Annotated in this window: 21 protein-coding genes; 6 read left to right on the top strand and 15 right to left on the bottom strand. The window is 62.0% G+C overall.

Annotated elements, in window-relative coordinates:
* The 6 genes from OS035_RS07225 to OS035_RS07200 form a co-directional block, all read right to left on the bottom strand.
* A complete protein-coding gene (locus OS035_RS07225) occupies positions 1–1,275 on the bottom strand; it encodes an imelysin family protein (RefSeq protein ID WP_183852871.1) in 1,275 nt (424 codons plus the stop codon).
* A gap of 181 nt (positions 1,276–1,456) precedes the next feature.
* Complete coding sequence (locus OS035_RS07220; RefSeq protein WP_097624587.1) at positions 1,457–2,746, bottom strand: RsmB/NOP family class I SAM-dependent RNA methyltransferase; 1,290 nt, start codon at positions 2,744–2,746, stop codon at positions 1,457–1,459.
* Positions 2,747–2,951: 205 nt separating this feature from the next.
* Positions 2,952–3,314 carry a septal ring lytic transglycosylase RlpA family protein gene (locus OS035_RS07215; RefSeq protein ID WP_097624588.1) on the bottom strand — a complete coding sequence of 121 codons (363 nt, stop codon included), beginning with the start codon at positions 3,312–3,314 and terminating at the stop codon, positions 2,952–2,954.
* 407 nt (positions 3,315–3,721) lie between these two features.
* On the bottom strand, positions 3,722–4,591 hold the full coding sequence (locus OS035_RS07210; RefSeq protein ID WP_097624589.1) for an SDR family oxidoreductase: 870 nt from the start codon (positions 4,589–4,591) through the stop codon (positions 3,722–3,724).
* Complete coding sequence (queG, locus tag OS035_RS07205) at positions 4,591–5,748, bottom strand: tRNA epoxyqueuosine(34) reductase QueG (protein ID WP_183852869.1); 1,158 nt, start codon at positions 5,746–5,748, stop codon at positions 4,591–4,593. The genes OS035_RS07210 and queG overlap by 1 nt, the downstream gene beginning before the upstream one ends.
* A gap of 12 nt (positions 5,749–5,760) precedes the next feature.
* The gene (locus OS035_RS07200) at positions 5,761–6,453 is read right to left on the bottom strand and encodes a glutathione S-transferase family protein (protein WP_049730772.1); all 693 of its coding nucleotides are present in this window, start codon (positions 6,451–6,453) and stop codon (positions 5,761–5,763) included.
* Positions 6,454–6,682: 229 nt separating this feature from the next.
* Here OS035_RS07200 and OS035_RS07195 point away from each other — a divergent pair, with 229 nt between their 5' ends.
* Positions 6,683–7,480 carry an undecaprenyl-diphosphate phosphatase gene (locus OS035_RS07195; protein WP_097624591.1) on the top strand — a complete coding sequence of 266 codons (798 nt, stop codon included), beginning with the start codon at positions 6,683–6,685 and terminating at the stop codon, positions 7,478–7,480.
* 243 nt (positions 7,481–7,723) lie between these two features.
* Here the strand turns inward: OS035_RS07195 and OS035_RS07190 are convergent, their stop codons facing one another.
* The 8 genes from OS035_RS07190 to dnaN form a co-directional block, all read right to left on the bottom strand.
* Positions 7,724–7,876, bottom strand: coding sequence for a hypothetical protein (locus OS035_RS07190; protein ID WP_003570911.1), 153 nt, complete (start codon positions 7,874–7,876; stop codon positions 7,724–7,726).
* A gap of 280 nt (positions 7,877–8,156) precedes the next feature.
* Positions 8,157–9,137: a complex I NDUFA9 subunit family protein gene (locus OS035_RS07185; RefSeq protein WP_097624592.1), complete on the bottom strand. Its 981-nt coding sequence runs from the start codon at positions 9,135–9,137 to the stop codon at positions 8,157–8,159.
* 144 nt (positions 9,138–9,281) lie between these two features.
* Entirely contained in the window at positions 9,282–9,569 is a 288-nt protein-coding gene (locus OS035_RS07180) for a DUF1330 domain-containing protein (protein WP_012482361.1), read from the bottom strand.
* Positions 9,570–9,592: 23 nt separating this feature from the next.
* Positions 9,593–10,300 (bottom strand): orotidine-5'-phosphate decarboxylase, encoded by a 708-nt coding sequence (gene pyrF / locus OS035_RS07175; protein WP_097624594.1) that lies wholly within the window; start codon positions 10,298–10,300, stop codon positions 9,593–9,595.
* 6 nt (positions 10,301–10,306) lie between these two features.
* Positions 10,307–10,888 carry a histidine phosphatase family protein gene (locus OS035_RS07170; protein WP_183852867.1) on the bottom strand — a complete coding sequence of 194 codons (582 nt, stop codon included), beginning with the start codon at positions 10,886–10,888 and terminating at the stop codon, positions 10,307–10,309.
* Positions 10,888–11,487 (bottom strand): phospholipid N-methyltransferase PmtA, encoded by a 600-nt coding sequence (pmtA, locus tag OS035_RS07165; protein ID WP_097624596.1) that lies wholly within the window; start codon positions 11,485–11,487, stop codon positions 10,888–10,890. Before pmtA ends, OS035_RS07170 begins: the two co-directional genes overlap by 1 nt.
* 95 nt (positions 11,488–11,582) lie before the next feature.
* On the bottom strand, positions 11,583–12,494 hold the full coding sequence (locus OS035_RS07160) for a DUF72 domain-containing protein (protein ID WP_331813583.1): 912 nt from the start codon (positions 12,492–12,494) through the stop codon (positions 11,583–11,585).
* Between the two features lie 78 nt (positions 12,495–12,572).
* Positions 12,573–13,691, bottom strand: coding sequence for a DNA polymerase III subunit beta (gene dnaN / locus OS035_RS07155; RefSeq protein WP_064835993.1), 1,119 nt, complete (start codon positions 13,689–13,691; stop codon positions 12,573–12,575).
* Between the two features lie 93 nt (positions 13,692–13,784).
* Between dnaN and OS035_RS07150 the strand changes: the two genes are divergently transcribed.
* The 4 genes from OS035_RS07150 to OS035_RS07135 all read left to right on the top strand — a co-directional run bounded on the left by OS035_RS07150 (position 13,785) and on the right by OS035_RS07135 (position 15,835).
* Entirely contained in the window at positions 13,785–13,943 is a 159-nt protein-coding gene (locus OS035_RS07150) for a hypothetical protein (protein WP_165503874.1), read from the top strand.
* Positions 13,940–14,857 (top strand): 16S rRNA (cytidine(1402)-2'-O)-methyltransferase, encoded by a 918-nt coding sequence (rsmI, locus tag OS035_RS07145; RefSeq protein ID WP_331813582.1) that lies wholly within the window; start codon positions 13,940–13,942, stop codon positions 14,855–14,857. Before OS035_RS07150 ends, rsmI begins: the two co-directional genes overlap by 4 nt.
* Complete coding sequence (locus OS035_RS07140) at positions 14,847–15,215, top strand: YraN family protein (RefSeq protein ID WP_331813581.1); 369 nt, start codon at positions 14,847–14,849, stop codon at positions 15,213–15,215. Before rsmI ends, OS035_RS07140 begins: the two co-directional genes overlap by 11 nt.
* Positions 15,216–15,331: 116 nt before the next feature.
* Complete coding sequence (locus OS035_RS07135) at positions 15,332–15,835, top strand: cupin domain-containing protein (RefSeq protein ID WP_097624600.1); 504 nt, start codon at positions 15,332–15,334, stop codon at positions 15,833–15,835.
* Between the two features lie 26 nt (positions 15,836–15,861).
* Here the strand turns inward: OS035_RS07135 and OS035_RS07130 are convergent, their stop codons facing one another.
* Positions 15,862–16,872, bottom strand: coding sequence for a LacI family DNA-binding transcriptional regulator (locus OS035_RS07130; RefSeq protein ID WP_183779077.1), 1,011 nt, complete (start codon positions 16,870–16,872; stop codon positions 15,862–15,864).
* Positions 16,873–17,203: 331 nt separating this feature from the next.
* On the opposite strand from OS035_RS07130, the gene OS035_RS07125 reads away from it, so the two are divergent.
* The gene (locus tag OS035_RS07125; protein WP_183852860.1) at positions 17,204–18,187 is read left to right on the top strand and encodes a sugar ABC transporter substrate-binding protein; all 984 of its coding nucleotides are present in this window, start codon (positions 17,204–17,206) and stop codon (positions 18,185–18,187) included.
* The last annotated feature ends 39 nt before the right edge of the window (positions 18,188–18,226 follow it).

The raw sequence follows: 18,226 nt of genomic DNA, 5'->3' as shown, positions 1-18,226 counted from the left end.
TTATTTGAAGACGGCGTTAGGATTATCCAAGCTGTCGGAACCTTCAAGCTGAACCGTGCCGAGATCGAGTGCGGCAATAACGCGCTGTACCGATTTCGTCTGGTCGATCAATCCGTCGATGGCGGCCTGAACAACGGCGTTGCCTTCCTTGTTGCCTTCGCCGATCATCTGGTCGTACTTCTCGACTGTCTCGCCGCGCTTGGCCATGGCATTCATCGCGTCGAGCGTCTTGTTGAGCTTGCCTTCCATCTCGGCGTCGAGCGCTTTGTCCTTGGCGGCCACCAGATCATGCAGCGACGGTCCGCTGAGCTTGGTGCCGTCGACGCGGGTATAGTTGCCGGTATAGGCGGCGGCAATGCCGATCGCGTCGTTCAGATGCGAGTTGTAGGTGTTGTCGGAGAAGCAATCATGCTCTTCCTCGGGATCGTGCAGCAGCAGGCCGAGCTTCATGCGCTCGCCGGCAAGCTCGCCGTAGGAAAGCGAACCCATGCCAGTCAGGATCGCGACGAGGCCGGCCTTCGGGTCAGCTTCGACATTCTTCGTCGCAGCGCCGTCCGCGTTCCAGTTGTCGGTCATTTCCTGCAGGTCGGAAACCAGCAGGGTGGAGGCGGATTTCAGATATTCGGCGCGGCGGTCGCAATTGCCGTGCGTGCAATTCTTCAGGTCGTAATCGGTCGCCGGGCGGTTGCCGGCGCCGGGTCCCGTGCCGTTCAGATCCTGGCCCCAGAGCAGGAATTCGATGGCATGGTAGCCGGTCGCGACGTTTGCTTCGATGCCGCCGGCCTCGGCCAGCGTGCCGGAGAGGAATTCCGGCGTCAGCTTGGAGGCGTCGACATCCTTGCCGTCGATCTTGATCGTCTTGTTGGCGATGACATTTGCGACATAGAGAGAGTTTTCGTCGCTCTCGGTGCCGTAGGAGGGATCGACGTAGTCGATCAGGCCTTCATCGAGCGGCCACGCATTGACCTTGCCTTCCCAGTCGTCGACGATCGGATTGCCGAAGCGATAGACTTCCGTCTGCTGATAGGGAACGCGCGCCTTGATCCAGGCGTCCCGGGCGGTCTTCAGCGTCGCGTCATCAGGCGTCTTCAGGAAGGCGTCGATCGCGGCATCGAGCGCCTTTGCCGTTGTCAGCGAGTCTTCGTATTTGGCATGGGCCACTTCGGCATAGTGTTTCACCACGGCGGCGGCATCGGTCTCGCCATGCGCGGGAAGGGCGAGCAGGGCTGCGGGGGCGATCGCCAGCACGGCTGCGCGGAGTTTATTGAGCTTCATTATCCTCTCCTGTGACGGGTTTTCCGTCTAAATCGGGCCCCGTCTCTTCGCCCAAAAGCAAACTGGTGTCAAATGCTCTAGTTTGGAATGGTTTTAAGGATGCAAGAGGTCTGCACACGCGCTTGTTTTGCGGAGCATTCGCCCGGAAAAATCGGCAACCACCGCGCCATTTGCCGCGGCGTCAGCCCTTCCGCTGCAGGCGGCAAAAGAAGAAGCCGTCCGTATCTGTGGAAGCCGGCGTCAGCGTCACTGTCAGGCCATCGGAAGAGTGCGGGCGCGGGGCGTCTTTGCCGAAGAGCGCATCCCAGGCGGGCAGGGCGCTGACGATCTGGAAATCAGGATTGTCGGCCGTGAAGCGGCGCACCTGTTCCTCGTTCTCCTGCGGCAGCACCGAGCAGGTGACGTAGATCAGCTCACCGCCTGGCTTGACGAAGCCGCTTGCCTGCGCCAGCGCGCCCTGCTGCTGGGCGGTGCGTTCGTCGAGGTTCTTCGCCGTCAGCCGCCATTTCGTATCGGGGCGGCGGCGCCACGTGCCGGTGCCAGTGCAGGGCGCGTCGACAAGCACCTTGTCGCAGCGTCCGGCAAGCCCGGCAAGGCCCTTGGCGTCGTCATGCACCTGGACATTGCGTGTGCCGGCCCGCTTCAGCCGCTCGATGATCGGGGCCAGCCGCTTGCGGTCGGCGTCGTAAGCGTGAACCTGTCCCTTGTTCTGCATGGCGGCGGCCATGGCGAGCGTCTTGCCGCCACCGCCGGCGCAATAGTCGAGGACCTGGTCGCCCTCATGGGCGAGCACCAGGTCGGCGACGATCTGCGAACCCTCGTCCTGAACTTCGAACCAGCCTTTTTGGAACGAAAGTTCGGCCGTCACGTTGGGAAGTCGCGAAGCGCCTTCGCCGGCGGCAATCCGGATGCCGTAGCGGGCGATTTTCGCTGCATGTGCACCGGCGCGTTCGAGCGCCTTGACGGCCTTGTCGCGGGAGGACTTCAAGATGTTGGCGCGCAGATCAAGTGTCGGGCGCGTCGCGAGTGCCTGCGCCTCGGAGAGCCAGCCGGCGCCGAAGGCCTGTTCGAAGGAGGGTTGGACCCATTCGGGAATATCGCCGCGGATATGCGGCGGCGCATCGTCGAGCGAGCGGCTTGCGAAGGCCGAGAGGGCATCGGCCGAAAGCGGTGCCGGCGCGAACTTGTCGTCCGCCAGTTCGGCGGCGAGACTGTCGGGGGTGAAACCCCATTGGCGGAACATGACGGAATGGGCAATGGCGGCGGCACTCTCGTCGTCCATCAGCCAGGCATGGGAAAGCCGCATGCGCAGGGCGTCATAGACGATGTTGCCGATGGCGGCGCGGTCGCCGGAACCGGCGAAGCGGTGCGCAAGGCCCCAGTCCTTCAGCGCGTCGGCAACGGGCCGCTTGCGGGCATCGATATCCGCGAGCACAGAAATCGCCCCTTCGAGGCGGCCGCCCAGACGCATTCACAAATCTCCTAATTGCCATGACGTGTGATCGGTCCGCATGGTCACGACAGGCGCGGGCGGAATGTTCACAAGTCTCAACCGCGTGGTAACCGCGATTGACGGCAAGAGCAAGCGCCGGTGACGGCGCAGCCAATTGCTGCAAGGCCGGCCTGGCCCCAGCTGACCACCTCGATCAGCTTTGGCTGATCACCGGCTGTCAGCTTTAGCTGATCACCTGGTAGCAGACCTTCGCCGTGCCGGAGCTGACCATGCCGATGTTCTGTGCCGCGGCGCGCGACAGGTCGAGTACGCGGCCGCGGATGAACGGACCGCGGTCGTTGATGCGAACGACGACGGTGCGGCCATTGTTGCGGTTGGTGACCTTGACCTTGGTGCCGAAGGCAAGCGAACGATGTGCGGCAGTCAAGACGGCGGGATTCATACGTTCTCCGGAAGCAGTTTTGGAGTGAAGTGCGTACCATGAAGCACCGCCGCAGCCATTTCCAGCAAAACTCTCCGCCGGAAGCAGGAAAGAGCAGGCTGCAATAGTTGCGGCAGCGATAATAGAACGACATATTTTCTTCAAAACAGAGTATCCCTCAACTATTGAACTCACGCCCTTGCAGGCGGCGGGGCTTAAATCTGTGAAAAAGTGGCGAAAAAGTGCCGCGCATGATCACGGAATGTTACAATATGTAATATTCGTGAGTGCGATGATGGAATTTCGGAAGCGGGCGGTGATGGGGGAAACGGAAAAAACGCAGTGAAATCAGTTAAAATCCGAACGAATTTTTCAGTGGAGCGGTTAACATCCCGGCACTCACAAAAATCGCGAAATTTTTTTTCCGGCTTCGCCATATTTTCCGCCACATTTGCGCAAATTTAAAGGCCGTTAACCATAATATACGGCGAAAATCATCCCGACAAATGGGTAAAGTAGGTATTTCCTACTCATTATGGGCGCTGATTTTGAGTGTATGAAACGCTTGGGCTCTAGCCCCGCCAGCGTCCGTCCTGCCACAATTGCGCAAGCGACATCGGATAGTTCGGGAAGGCGAATTCGAAGCCGGCGGCCTTGAGTTTCGCATTCGAAACCCGCTTGTTCTCGCCGTAGAAGGAGCGCGCCATCGGCGTCAGCTCGGCGGTCTCAAACGCCTGCTCCGGCGGGGGTTCGACGCCCATCAGCCGTGCCGCCTCGACAATCACGTCCTGCGGCGGGCCGGGCCGGTCGTCGGTGACGTTATAGATGCCGCTGAGGCCATGCTCTGACAGGAAGCGGGTCGCGGCACCGATATCCTCGACGCGGATACGGTTGAACACCTGGTCCTTCTTGATCAGCCGCCGCGCCGTGCCCTTGTCCAAATTGCAGAAGGCATTGCGCCCCGGCCCGTAAATGCCGGAAAGGCGCAGCACCGCCGCCGGCACACCGCACGCCTCACCCATTGCCAGCCAGCCCGCTTCCGCTTCGAGCCGCTCCTTCGAGCGCCCGGATACGGGCACGCAGGGTGTTTCCTCATCGATCCAGGCGCCCTTGTGATCGCCATAGACGCCGACGGTGGAGAGATAACCGATCCATTCGAGGCTGGACGGCAGGCTTGCGCGGTCTTCGTCCAGCAACCGAAGCAACGGGTCGCCTTTGCCGGGCGCGATCGACTGCACGAGGTGGGTGACGCTTCCCAGCGCCCGGCGCAAGTCGTCGGTCACGGTCTCGCCGTCGAAAAGGAAGGCTTCGATGCCGTATTGCCGGAACGCCGCCATCTTGTCGGCCGAGCGGGTAGTGCCGGAAATGCGCACGCCGTTGCCGGCAAAGGCCTTGGCGATCGCCGTGCCGGAAAAACCGCAGCCAAAAATCATCACATGCATCAGCCCACTCCCGCCAACCGCCATTCGTTCAATACGTCGTCATCGCTCTCACCAGCCCTTTGTGCGGCAAAGGCCGAGAATTCGTCAGCCGCCATCAGCCGCGACAGCGCCCACACTGCCATTCCCCGCACCACCGGCGAGGCGTCGCCGGCGAGCAGCCGACATTGGGCGATAAGCGCCTTCTCGCCGGAATTGCCGGCGGCGATCAGCACATTGCGGATAAAGCGGTCACGGCCGATCCGCTTCACCGGCGAGCCGCTGAAAAAGGTGCGGAAAGCGGCATCGTCAAGCGTCAGCAGAAAGGCGATCGATGGCTCCTGCAGATCGTCCCGCGCCTTCAGCTTCATCTCGGAGGCCGCATTTGCGAACTTGTTCCACGGACAGGCGGCCAGACAATCGTCGCAGCCATAGATGCGATTGCCGATCGGCAACCGCAGTTCAGGATCGATCGGCCCCTTATGCTCGATGGTGAGGTAGGAAATGCAGCGCCGCGCATCGATCTGATAGGGTCCCGGAAAGGCGGCCGTCGGGCAGGCGTCGAGACAGGCGCGGCAGGAGCCGCAATGATCGGTCTCTTCAGCGTCGACGGCGAGATCGGCGGTGGTGAACATGCTGCCGAGAAATAGCCAGGAACCGTGCGTGCGGCTGACGAGGTTGGTATGTTTGCCCTGCCAGCCGAGGCCGGCTGCCGCCGCCAGCGGCTTTTCCATGACAGGGGCGGTATCGACGAAGACTTTGACATCGGCGTCGGCCCGCGCCGCAAATCGCGTGGCGATTTCCTTCAGCCGGCCCTTGATGATGTCGTGATAGTCGCGGTTGCGGGCATAGACCGAGATCGCAGCCTTATCGGGTTTGGCGAGGATGCCGCGCGGATCTTCTTTAGGGGCGTAGTTGAGGCCGAAGACCACGACGGACCGCACCTCGCTCCAGAGTGTGCGCGGATCGCCGCGACGGTCGCGGGTCTCCGCCATCCACTCCATCGTCCCATGGCGCCCGGCATCGATGAACTGGCCGAGGCGCTCTTTGGCTTCGGGAATCGCGTCGGGCCGCGTGATGCGGCAGAGATCGAATCCCTTGGCGGCAGATTCCGCCCGCACGAACATGGTCAAATTGTCGCGGCGGCGGCGCTCTTTGTCATCTCTATCGGCTTCGGGCATGGAGAGCCCTCGTCAGAAATCCAGATCGGCATAGTGCGAAACCGGCGTCAGGCCGCGCACCCGCTCGGTCAGCATCGGCCGGAAGGAGGGGCGCGATTTCAGCCGCTGGTACCAGTCCTTGACGACGGGCGCATCAGCCCAGTCGATCTCGCCGAGATAATCGAGGATCGAAATCGAGGCCGCGGCGGCAAGGTCGGCATAACTCATCCGCTCGCCCGCAAGCCATTGGCGCGAGCCGGCAAGCCAGGTGAGATAGCGCATATGCTGGCGGATATTCGCGCGGGCCGTGCGCAAAATCTTCGAATCCGGCGCGCCGCCGCCCTGATCGGCGGTCATCTGCAACTTGTAGACACGCTCGCGGGCGAGCGGCTTGGTCACGTCGTTTTCCATCTTCTGCATGAACCACTCGCTCAGCCGGCGGATTTCCGCCCGCTGGAAAGGGTCCTCGGCGAGCAGCCGCCGGTCGCGCTTCAACACGCCATGCGTCTCGTCCAGATATTCGGAAATGACGGTCGCGCCGCAGAGCGCCCGCATGCTGTCGTCGACATAAACAGGCAGCGTGCCGGCCGGGTTGAGCGCCAGGAAATCCCGGCGCTTCTCCCATGTCTGCTCCTCGATCAGATCCGCCTGATAGCCGTATTCGGCCAGGATCAGCCGGACGAAGCGAGATGCGGATGACATGGGATGATGATAAAGCGTGGGCATCGATACTCGAGCTTCGTGATTGCTGTTACAGGACTGTGTGGCAGCTCAGTTATAGCGCCCTAGTCATGACTCATTGGTTGAAGCTATAGGAGCTTGGCCCCGCCAATACAAGCGAATCGGATTTTACGCCATCTGACAATGGCGAGATACGGTCTAACGAACGAATGGAAGCGGCGGCCTGATCGACCCAAGCGGTCAGGCCCGGCCGACCTTTAAACGGAGACAATGTATGGATTATATCAATGCTGCGCTTCTCGGTGTCATCGAGGGGATCACCGAATTTCTTCCGATCTCGAGCACCGGCCACCTGATCATTGCGGAGCAATGGCTCGGCCACCGGTCGGACATGTTCAATATCGTCATTCAGGCCGGCGCTATCCTCGCCGTCACCATCATCTACTGGCGTCGGCTGCTGGATCTGGTGCTTGGCTGGCGGGAGCCTGAGAATCGCGACTATGCCGCCAAGCTGATCGTCGCCTTTCTCATCACTGCGATTCTCGGACTTATCGTCAAGAAGCTCGGCTTCGAACTGCCGGAGACCGCGACGCCGATCGCCTGGGCGCTCATCATCGGCGGTTTCTGGATGATCTTTGCCGAATGGGCCGCGGCGCGCAAAGCCCCCCATAAGGAAATCACCTGGCTCGTCGCCATCCTCGTCGGCATCGCCCAGATCGTCGCCGGTGTCTTCCCGGGAACCTCGCGCTCCGGCGCTACGATCTTCGTCGCCATGCTGGCCGGCACCGGCAACCGCGCCGCAGCGACCGAATTTGCCTTTCTCGTCGGCATCCCCACCATGTATGCGGCGAGCGGCTATGAATTGCTGAAGACCTTCAAGGACGGCGGCGCGGCAAACGAAGACTGGACGGCACTCGGCATCGCCTTCGTCGTTTCCACGATCGTCGCTTTCATCGCCGTCAAATGGCTGCTGGCCTATATCAGAAGCAACCGCTTCACGCTGTTTGCCGTCTACCGCATCATTCTCGGCGTCCTGCTGCTCGGCATGGCCGCAACCGGCTTGATCGGCTGAGACATCCCAACGCATTGCATTCGCGCGGCTCCCCGGCGCGAATGCAATTTGCCGCGTCGAGCTTATGGACAGGCATGCGATTGCCAGCCAAGGGCGCCGTATTTTTCAGATAGCAAGATAAGCGGTGCTCGCTGCTGTTTTGAAGCGGGCAAGACCGGGCGTTCATTTTGGAGCGTCCTGCTTCAGGCGCTCCGACCGCTAGGTGTCTTTATGAAAGATGCCGGCGGCGAGGCCGGCCTTTCGTCAATGGCTGATCGAAGCCGTCGAGCAAGGATCGACGCCGTAGGCCGGCGAGCAGCCGCCCTTCACTGCTGCGACCGAACCGGACGCAACGAAGGAGCCTGCAAGGATAACCAGCGCCGCACACGCAAACAGGAGCGCGATTGACTTGCCCATCGAGAAATGCCTTTCACAGTGATTGCCGCACGCGATGCCAAGCGTTGAGTCCGTTGGAAGACGCGCGGGTTTGGTAGTCAGTGGAATGGCAAATAGCAATAAACGTTCCTGCTAAATTTGGTGTTAATTCCACAAAATTTCCGATGCGTCTTTTATGCAACTGCGCCTGATATGGCCGGCACAACAACATTTCAAACTTGCGCCGGCTTTGCTTAAGCCGGCAAAGCAAAACGCCGTCCGCGGCGTGCGCGAACGGCGTCCTCCAGAAGCTCGAAACTGTTCAGGCGGCCTTGCCGGTGCCGGTATACTGGCCGTGCGGACGATAATGCACGAGATAGGAGCCGAGCACCGATGCGGCCATGGTCGGCGCAATGCCGAGGCCCTTCAGCGTGCGGCCTTCCGCCTCGGCGGCCGGCGAAACGATGTTGTCATGCTTCAGCATACGAACCTGATCCGGGGTGATCGGCGGCGTTATGAGGGGGATCAGCGAGGCGATGCTGCCGATCATCGACGCAATGCCGAAGGGCAGGGAGACCAGCGGGTTCTTGCGGCTCGTCACCTTCAGCATCATCTCGAGACATTCGCGGAAGCTCAGCACCTCGGGCCCGCCAAGCTCATAGACCTTGCCGCCGGCAACCTTGCCGTCGACGGCGCGGGCGACGGCCTCGGCGACATCCTCGACATAGACGGGCTGGAATTTCGTCTTGCCGCCGCCGATCAGCGGCAGGACCGGCGACATGCGGGCCATGTCGGCAAACTTGTTGAAGAAGCTGTCTTCCGGGCCGAAGACGATCGACGGGCGGAAGATCACAGCATCGGGCTTGACCGAGAAGATGGCGGTTTCGGCGCGGCCCTTGGTGCGGCCATAGCCGGACTCGGAATTGGCATTGGCGCCGATCGCCGAAATATGGGCGAGCGTGGCGCCTGTGCCGCGCGCCGCTTCAGCGACCGCGCGCGCGCCGAATTCCTGCACCGCGTCGAAGGTGTTGCGGCCGGTCTCGTGCAGAATGCCGACGCAGTTGACGACATGATCCGCACCGTCGACGGCGCGGTCGATCGAATTGCGATAGCGCAGGTTCGCCTGGACGAAGGAAATCTGGCCGACATTGCCGAGCGGCTGCAGGAAGCCGGCGAGATCGGGACGGCGCACGGCGACGCGGATATTGTAGCCGCGCTTGGCGAGTGCCCGAACCACGTGCCTGCCCACGAAGCCGGATCCTCCGAATACGGTGACGAGCGGCGGCAGGTTGGCAAGGGTCATGGCAGGTTCCTCGAAAGGCTGGGCAGGATGCTGTATCGGCACCCGTCTTAACCGAATCCCGGCGCGACGGGAAGGCCCATCGCACCGTCAGTTTTTGCGGATCCGAACTCGCCTGACGCATCGTCCGAAACGACGCACGGCGCTCTAGACGCCTTCGACGACGACCATTTCCGCATCCGCCACTTCCTGGCGGATTTTGGCGGCGATCTGGTATTCCGGTGAATTGTAGCAGTCGACGGCATGCTGCATCGAGGGGAATTCGATCACGACGTTGCGGGCGCGCGCCTTGCCTTCCAGTTCGGTCAAGGCGCCGCCGCGCGCCAGGAAATTTGCGCCGTATTTTTCGAAGGCGGGTTTGGCCGCCGCCACATAATCCTTATAGCGCTCTGCATCGCGAACATCGACGCGGGCGATCCAATACCCCTTGGCCATGGTCTTCTCCCTTTTGGTGTCTGTCAGCGGTTTGCCGGCCAGCGCGCAGCAACCATTTCGTTGAGCACGGCGCGAGCGGCATGCCGGGGATCGGGCGCCTTGACGATCGGCCGGGCAACGACGAGGTGTGTCGCTCCCGCCTTCAGCGCGTCGAACGGCGTCATCACCCGCTTCTGGTCGCCATGGTCGCTGCCCGTCGGACGAATGCCGGGGGTGACGATCGCCATGTCGGGTCCGACGATCTCGCGCACCTCCGCCGCCTCAGCCGCTGAGCAGACGATACCGCCCATGCCAGCGGCGCGCGCTTGTCCGGCTCGGCGCAGCACCAGGCTGTGCGGATCCTGGCTGTAGCCGGCGTCGGCAAGGTCTTCGGCATCCATCGAGGTCAGCACCGTGACGCCGAGCAGGCAGAGGTCGGAGCCGGCCGCCGCCTCGACCGCCGCCTTCATCGCCTTGGGATAGGCATGCAGCGTCAGCATCGACATGCCCATCTTGGCGATGTTCTCGACGCCTGAAGCAACGGTATTGTCGATGTCGAGCAGTTTCATGTCGAGGAAGATCTTCTTGCCGCTTGCGGCAAGATCGCGGGCGAATTCCAGCCCGCCGGCAAAGACCAGCTGATAGCCGATCTTATAGAAGAGAATGTCGTCGCCGAGCGTGGAAACCAGTTTTTCCGCCTCGCCGATCGTTGGAACATCCAGGCCGACGATCAGCCGCTCGCGTGCGTCCATTTCAAGTCACCCCCGCCAGTCTTCGATGGGTGTCCAGTCGCATGTCAGGGCCAGATCCGCAAGGCCGAAAGCATAGCGATTGCCGCCGCCGCTCGGCTGGTCGCGGTCGCGGCCGATCGGCTTGCCGGCCAGATGGCATTTGAGCAGCGTGCCGACGCCGCCATGGCCGACGAAGGCGATCGGGGCTGTCGCATCATGCGTGGCAAGAACGGTCTTCACCGCCTCGACGATGCGGGCTTGCGCGTCGACGGCGCGCTCCCAGCCCTTGAAGCTCTCTTCCGGATGGGCGAAGAACCAGTTGGCCGCTTCCTCGAATTGCGCAGGCGGCAGGAAGCCGGTGGCCGAACGGTCGTTTTCATGCATGCCGTGGACGATCTCGATCGTCACGCCGGTGGCTTCCGCCAAAATTTCGGCCGTCTCGATCGCCTTGGTCTCGTCGCTGGAGATGATCCGCCGCAATTGCCGCGCCCAGGCACTCTCGGCCGCTTTGCGCGCACGCGCGGCGCCGACATCGGAAAGCCCCCATTTCGGCACCGGCACGTTGGCATCGATCTTGACTTGCGGATGGGTGATATAGAGTCCGAACATCAGCCGCGCTTATAAATCCAGAGCTGCGCCGGCGGGATGTTGCGCATGACGAAGTCGAAATGCTGAATATGGTAACGGTCGGGATTGGCGGCGATCGGCGAGATCGCGCCGTAGGAGATCTGCACCACCGGCCGGCCGGCAGGCAGGCGGTCGAGCAGGCTTTCGAGCAGCGAGACGCGCATCGCCATCGGGAAGTTCAAGAGCGGAATGCAGGAGATGACGCAATCGAACGTCTGGTCGCCGAAGGTGCCAAGTGTGGTCTTGAGATCGAAGGCATCGCCGTTGATGAAGTGCACACCGGGATAGGCGCGCAGCAGATGCTGGTGGAAATCCGTCGAATATTCGATCGCGACCAGATTGTCCGGCTTCACACCGCGGCCAAGGATCGCCTTGGTGATCGCGCCGGTGCCGGGCCCGAGCTCAAGCACCGGTAGCCCGGAATGCATGTCGATGACGCTTGCCATGCGCCTGGCGGTGATCGAGGAGGTCGGCACGATCGAGCCGACCGTCTTCGGCCCCTGCATCATCCCCCGGAAGAAACGGATTTCCTCATCGAATCTTTTCCCGAGCTGTTCCTTGACCTTGACCCTTAAGCGCATTCTCCACCCATCCGCATGTTGATCGACTGTCTTAATATGCCGCTTGTCGCTGTCGGGACAAGGATTTTCGCAACAAGGATACCGGCATCAACAGCTCATGCGGCTTTCGGGGCGGAACGCGGCATAAGATCGGCAAGCCTTTGGCAAAGATGATCGGCGTCAACAGGCGCGCGCAGCTTCTTGTCGGTATTGTCGAAATAGAGATAAACGTCGCGGCCCTTGCTGGACGCTGCGAGCGGCGCCAGCACCCGCGTCGCATTTTTCGGTTCTCCGCCGGTTGCCCAGGCACGGATGCGTTCGGCCCATAGGTCGAGTGCCTCGTCCTCATAGCCGCTGACATAGAGTTGTTCGGAACCATGCAGGCGGCAATAGATGAAATCGGCGGTGATATCCATCAGCAATGGCCATTCCACCGTGTCGGCGCAGACGAGGGCGACATTATGTCGCCGAAGCATCTCGATGAAGGGGGCAGAGCGGAAGCTGTTGTGGCGGATTTCGAGCGCGTGGCGGATCGGCTGATCGCCGTCGCTTCGAAGCCAAGCCCGGCCTTTGACGTGCCCGTCATGCCGCTTGGCAAGTGCTTCAGCCGCATCGCGGTCCTGCGGCAGCAGCGCCAGGAAATTTTCGAAAAGATCGGGATCGAAAGCCATGTTCGGCGGGAATTGCCAGAGGATCGGCCCAAGCTTGGGGCCAAGCCGCAGCAGGCCGGAGGCGAGAAAATTGGCGAGCGCCGTCTCGATCTCGCGCAGCCGCAGCATATGCGTGATGAAGCGCGGCCCCTTGACCGCGAAGACGAAATCACCAGGTGTTTCGTCGCGCCAGCGGCCGAAGCTTTCCGAACGCTGCAGGCTGTAGAAGGTGCCGTTGATCTCGATCGACGGGAAGCGCCGGGCGGCGTAAGAAAGCTCCTGCTTCTGCGGCAGGTCCTTCGGATAGAACTGGCCGCGCCAGGGCGCATAGGTCCAGCCGGATACGCCGATGCGCACCGTTCCTGCCTTTTTCATCATCGGATCCTCCGTTTTCACAGGAGGAGCAATCCTCCGCTTAACTGGAGGAAAAACGGGGCCGGGGGGCCTTCGTTCCCGTCAGACGCGCATCGGCATCAGCACGTAGAGCGCATCGTCGCCCGCCGTGTCGCGGATCAGCGTCGGCGAGCCGGCATCGGCCAGCAGGAAGATCGCTTGCTCGCCGGAAAGCTGCGCGGTGATGTCGAGCAGGTATTTGGCATTGAAGCCGATTTCCATCGCATCCGTGTCGTAACCGACGGCGACTTCCTCGGTCGCGCTGCCGGAATCCGGATTGTTAACCGTCAGCATCAGCTGCCCTTCGGACAGCGCCAGCTTGACGGCGCGGCCGCGCTCGGACGAAATGGTGGAAACACGGTCGACGGCCTGGGCGAAGGTCGTGCAGTCGACGCGCATTTCCTTGTCGTTGCCCGTCGGGATGACCCGCTGGTAATCCGGGAAGGTGCCGTCGATCAGTTTCGAGGTCATGACGATCGAGCCGATGGTCAGGCGGATCTTGGCGTCGGAGACCTCGACGGTCACCGTCACCTCCGGATTGTCGACCAGCTTCTGCAACTCGCCGACCGTCTTGCGCGGAATGATGATGCCGGGCATGCCTTCGGAGCCGGAGGGCGCATCGACATCGGCGCGCGCCAGCCTGTGGCCGTCGGTGGCGACTGCCCTGAGCTTCAGGTCGCCATTGCTCTCGATCGTGTGGAAGAAGATGCCATTGAGATAGTACCGCGTCTCTTCCGTCGAGATGGCGAACTGCGTGCGGTCGATCAGCATCTTCAGATCGGTCGCCTTCAGCTTGAAGGAATGCGTGAAGGTGCCGGCGGTCAGATCGGGAAAGTCGGATTCGGGCAGGCACTGCAGCGAGAATTTCGAGCGGCCGGACTGCACGGTCATCGAGCCGCCGTCGGTGCTGGTGGCGAGCAGCACTTCCGAGCCGTCCGGAAGCTTGCGCACGATATCGTAGAGAAGATGGGCCGGAACGGTGGTGGCGCCGGCCTGCTCGACGCTTGCCGGTGTCGCCTCGGTAATTTCGAGGTCGAGGTCGGTCGCCTTCATGTCGAGGTTCTGGCCGTCGGCCTTGAGCAATACGTTGGACAGGATCGGGATCGTGTTGCGACGTTCGACCACGCGGTGCACGTGGTTCAGCGATTTCAACAGGTTTGACCGCTCAATAGTAATACGCATGGAATGCTACCGCTTTCGACCGTGACTGTCCGGGCGCATCGAGCACCCGAAGAATGCTTTCCCGGCCTGAGACCGGAGGAGTGGACGGGCAAAATGGCAGACTTCAGCATCGGATTGCAAGAGGCATGGAGGGCCAAGCGCCTGCATTTGCGGTTTTCCCGGGCAATTCTCACAGAAATCCGAACCCTTGCCGAAGCCGTGCCGCTCGCCCATAAAGGCGCGATGACGGCGGGACGAAAGCAAATTGCATGAATGAGGAAACGACAGAGCAGGCCGCCACCCGGCGAAGCTTCCGCCTGCACAATATGGCGGTGCCGGCGCGGCCGCTGGAGCCGGCGCTCTATCTGGTCGCCACCCCGATCGGCAATCTCGGCGATATCACGCTGCGGGCGCTGGAAACGCTGGCCGGCGCCGATGTGCTCGCCTGCGAGGATACGCGCGTCACCCGCGTGCTGCTCGACCGCTACGGCATCCAGAATCGCCCCTTCGCCTATCACGAATACAATGCCGACGAGGCCGGCCCGCGGCTCCTCCAGGCGTTGGAGGCCGGCCGCTCGGTGGCGCTGGTCTCCGATGCCGGCACGCCGCTGGTCTCCGATCCCGGCTATCGGCTGGCGCAGCAGGCAATTGCGGCAGGTTACCGCGTCATTCCCATTCCCGGCGCATCGGCGCCGCTTGCAGCCCTTGTCGGCTCCGGCCTGCCGAACGACGCCTTTCTGTTTGCCGGCTTCCTGCCGGTCAAGGACAAGGCCCGCCGCGACCGTCTCGGCGAACTTGCCACGGCCCCCGCGACGCTGATCTTCTTTGAATCGCCGCATCGCATCGGCGCCACGCTTCTTGCAGCCGCCGACGTGCTGGGCAGCGCCCGGCCCGCTTCCGTCTGCCGCGAGCTGACCAAGACCTATGAGGAGTTCCGCCGCGGCACGTTAGGCGAGCTTGCCGCGCACTACCGGGAGGTGGACAACGTCAAGGGCGAGATCGTCCTCGTCGTCGGCCCGCCGGAGCCGGTGGAAACGCCGGAGGCCGATGTCGAAGCCGTGCTGGCCGATCTCTCGAAGACCATGCCGACGGCCAAGGCCGCGACCGAGGCGGCCCGTCTCACCGGTCTGCCGCGCAAGGTGCTCTACCAGCGCCTGCTGGAGCTGAAGGGCGCCGATGGGCGATAGCGACCTCACCGCCCTGAGAAGAAAGGCGCTACGCCGCGGCCTGACGTCGGAATATGTCGCCGCCGTCTTTCTGATGCTGAAGGGTTACCGCATCCTGGCGCTGCGCCACCGCACCCGGCTCGGCGAGATCGATATTATTGCCCGCAAGGGTGACCTCGCCGTCTTCGTCGAAGTCAAGGCCCGCCACGGCGAGGCGGCAGCTGTCGACGCCGTCTCCGCCGCCGCCCAGAAGCGCATACGAGCGGCAAGCGATCTCTGGCTCGCCCGCCAGCCGGATCAGGCCCGGCTTTCCCAGCGTTACGATATTGTCGCGGTGATGCCACGGCGGCTGCCGCGACACTTTCCTGACGCCTTCTGACCTCGTTTCAACCCATCCTTGTCCGGATCGTTAAAATTTTAGTGCCCGTTTGAACCAGGTGCTTACGACTCTCTGTTAGCCAAATCTCGGTAGGGATAACAATTGGGGATTGTTTCATGGCCTGGAAGCTGATGCTTGCAAGTGCGGTCGCCATGGCCGCGCGCTCGGTGCCTTATGCCGTGGTAAAGCCGGCCGGCAAATCCTTCGTCGCGCATGCAAGCGATCTCTTGCCGCTGAAATCGACGCCGATCAATCCGGACTGGATTATCAGCGGCAATCCGCAGGCCCGCACCGCCGAGCATTCGCGCGGTCATGACGAGGCCTCGCTGACGGCGATCTGGGACTGCACATCAGGCGAATTCCGCTGGTATTTCGGCTGGGACGAGACAGTGATGATCCTCGAAGGCGAGGTCCATATCACTGCCGAGGACGGCACCGAACGCACGCTCTGCGCCGGCGACGTCGCCTTTTTCGCCGGCGGAACCTGGGCGAGCTGGCGGGTCGACAATTATGTCCGCAAGGTCGCCTTCCTGCGCAAGCCCTTCCCGAAGCCCCTGGCGATTGCCTATCGCCTGCGCAACATGCTGCGTAACGGCGGCAATCAGGGCATCGCCGCCTGAAAAGCGCCGCCGGCCATCATGCGCGACTAATCGGGCTGGGGCGGGGCGGTGGTTTCGCCCTCTAAAACCTCGCAGGCAAACAGGATCGGATTGTCGAGCTCAGGCGCGGTCTGCTTGTTCAACAGAACGGCGACCGCGGCGGCGGCGACATCCTGGATCGGCTGCTTCACCGTCGTCAGGCGCGGCGTCGTCATGCTGGCGAGCGGGATGCCGTCGAAGCCGACGATGGAAAGGGCCGCGGGAACCGGAATTCCCAGATCATGCGCTGCCCGCATGCAGCCGATTGCCTGCTGGTCCGAACTGGCGAAGATCGCCGTCGGCCGTTCGTTGCGGGCGCGGGCCAGAAGATAATTTCCAGCCGAGCGGCCGCTCTCATAGTCGAAAGCGGCTTCGGCGATCAGCGGCGGTCCCGCCGTTTTCGCGCCGTCCTCCGTCTGCTCCATGGCGTCGAGATAACCCCTCAGGCGGTCGTTGGCGGGGACCGAGTGTCCAGGCCCTGAGATGAAGCCGATGCGGCGATGGCCGAGCTTCAGAAGGTGCTCGACGCCGAGGCGAACGCCCGCGCGGTGATCGGCGGCGATGCCGGAATATCCGGGCATAAGACGGTCGACGACGACGATCGGCAACCCTTTCGGCAGCTTGAGCGTATGAAAATCATTGCTGGGGACGAGAATGATGCCGTCGACCTTCCGGCTCGTCAGCTGCTTGATCCGATCGGCTTCCTTGGCCGCATGATCAAGCGAGGTCATGACGATGATATTATAGCCGTGATTGGCCGCCGCCTGTTCTGCCGATTGCACGAGTTCGGAGAAGAAGGGATTGGTCAGATCCGGGATGACGATGCCGATCAGGCGGCTGACCTTGCTGCGCATGCTTCTTGCCGACGGGTCGGGCAGATAACCCAGGTCCTTGATGATCCCTTCGACGCGTGCCCGCACATCCTTGGTCACGGACGGATGATCGTTCAAAACCCTGGAAACGGTGCCGGTGGAAACACCCGCAAGCTTGGCAACATCCCTGATCCCGACCTTTGACATGACAGAAATAGATGCCCTTCATCTTCGCCTGCGCAAGGCGCCCGAGGGCGCCTGATCCTGGCTTCCAGCTAATGGTCTTCAGGTCCCTAGTCAAAGGGCCGTGTCTCGATTCCAGCGTCTGAACGTGCGAGCAGCGCCTGCCTAAGAGCATGGAAACGGTTCATCGCGCTCATGTCAATATGCGTCGAACGTGGCGATGCAGTTCGCTCCAGGGCGCCGTTTTGGTCGCTTGACAATTTTTGGAGGCGTGTTACCCATTTGGCGTTGGAAACGGTTCATTTGCCGCGGGCAACTCAGATGGAGCTGAGCCCTGGGCCGTTCGGAGGAAAAAATGTCCAAATTTAAGCGTGAATCCGTCTTGATCAATGCACCGCGCCGTGCGGCCTTGAAGCTCGGTATCGCCGGTACCCTGGTGCTGGCGCTGTCCTGCAGCGTGTCGACTGCCTTCGCGGCCGAGAAGCCGAAGGTCGGCCTGATCATGAAATCCTTGTCCAATGAGTTCTTCAAGCAGATGAAAGCTGGCGCCGACAAATATGCGGCCGAGAACAAGGACAAGTTCGATTTCAAGGCCGTCGGCATGAAGGACGAGCGTGACTTCGCCTCGCAGGTCGACGCCGTCGAGAACTTCGTCACCCAGAAATACGATATCATCGTCGTGGCACCGGCCGATTCAAAGGCGATGGCGACGCCGCTGGCAAAGGCGGTCAAGGCCGGCGTCAAGGTCATCAACATCGACGTACCGCTCGATGCCGATGCCAAGAAGAAGGCCGGTATCGATCTGGCTTTCTTCGGACCTGACAACAAGGAAGGCGCAAAGCTTGCAGGCGATGCGCTGGCCAAGGATCTCGGAGCCGGCGCCAAGGTGGTCATCCTCGAGGGCAACCCCGAGGCCGACAACGCCAAGGAGCGCAAGGAAGGCTTCATGGCCTCGGTCAAATCGGGCAAGCTCGAGCTTCTCGACAGCAAGACCGCCCATTGGGAGACCGAGGAAGCCAATACCGTCATGACGAATTTCCTGACGAAGTATAAGGATATCCAGGGCGTCATGGCCGCCAACGACTCCATGGCTCTCGGCGTCGTCAAGGCTCTCGATGCCGCCGGCCAGGCCGGAAAGATCAAGGTTGTCGGCTTCGACAACATCCCGCCCGTTCAGCCGCTGATCAAGGATGGCAAGATGCTCGCCACCGTCGAGCAGTATGGCGCGCAGATGGCGGTTATGGGCATCGACTATGGCATGCGCGAACTTGCCGGCGAAAAATTCACCGGCTGGGTCAAGACCGACGTCAAGCTCGTCACCTCTGCCGATCTGAAATAAGCGGATCGCCGGTTGTAAAACCAAAGGAGCGCCGGCTGC

The organism is Rhizobium sp. 268, assembly GCF_036571585.1.
Lineage (GTDB): Bacteria > Pseudomonadota > Alphaproteobacteria > Rhizobiales > Rhizobiaceae > Rhizobium > Rhizobium redzepovicii.
This window is presented reverse-complemented; position numbering and strand designations above follow the sequence as displayed.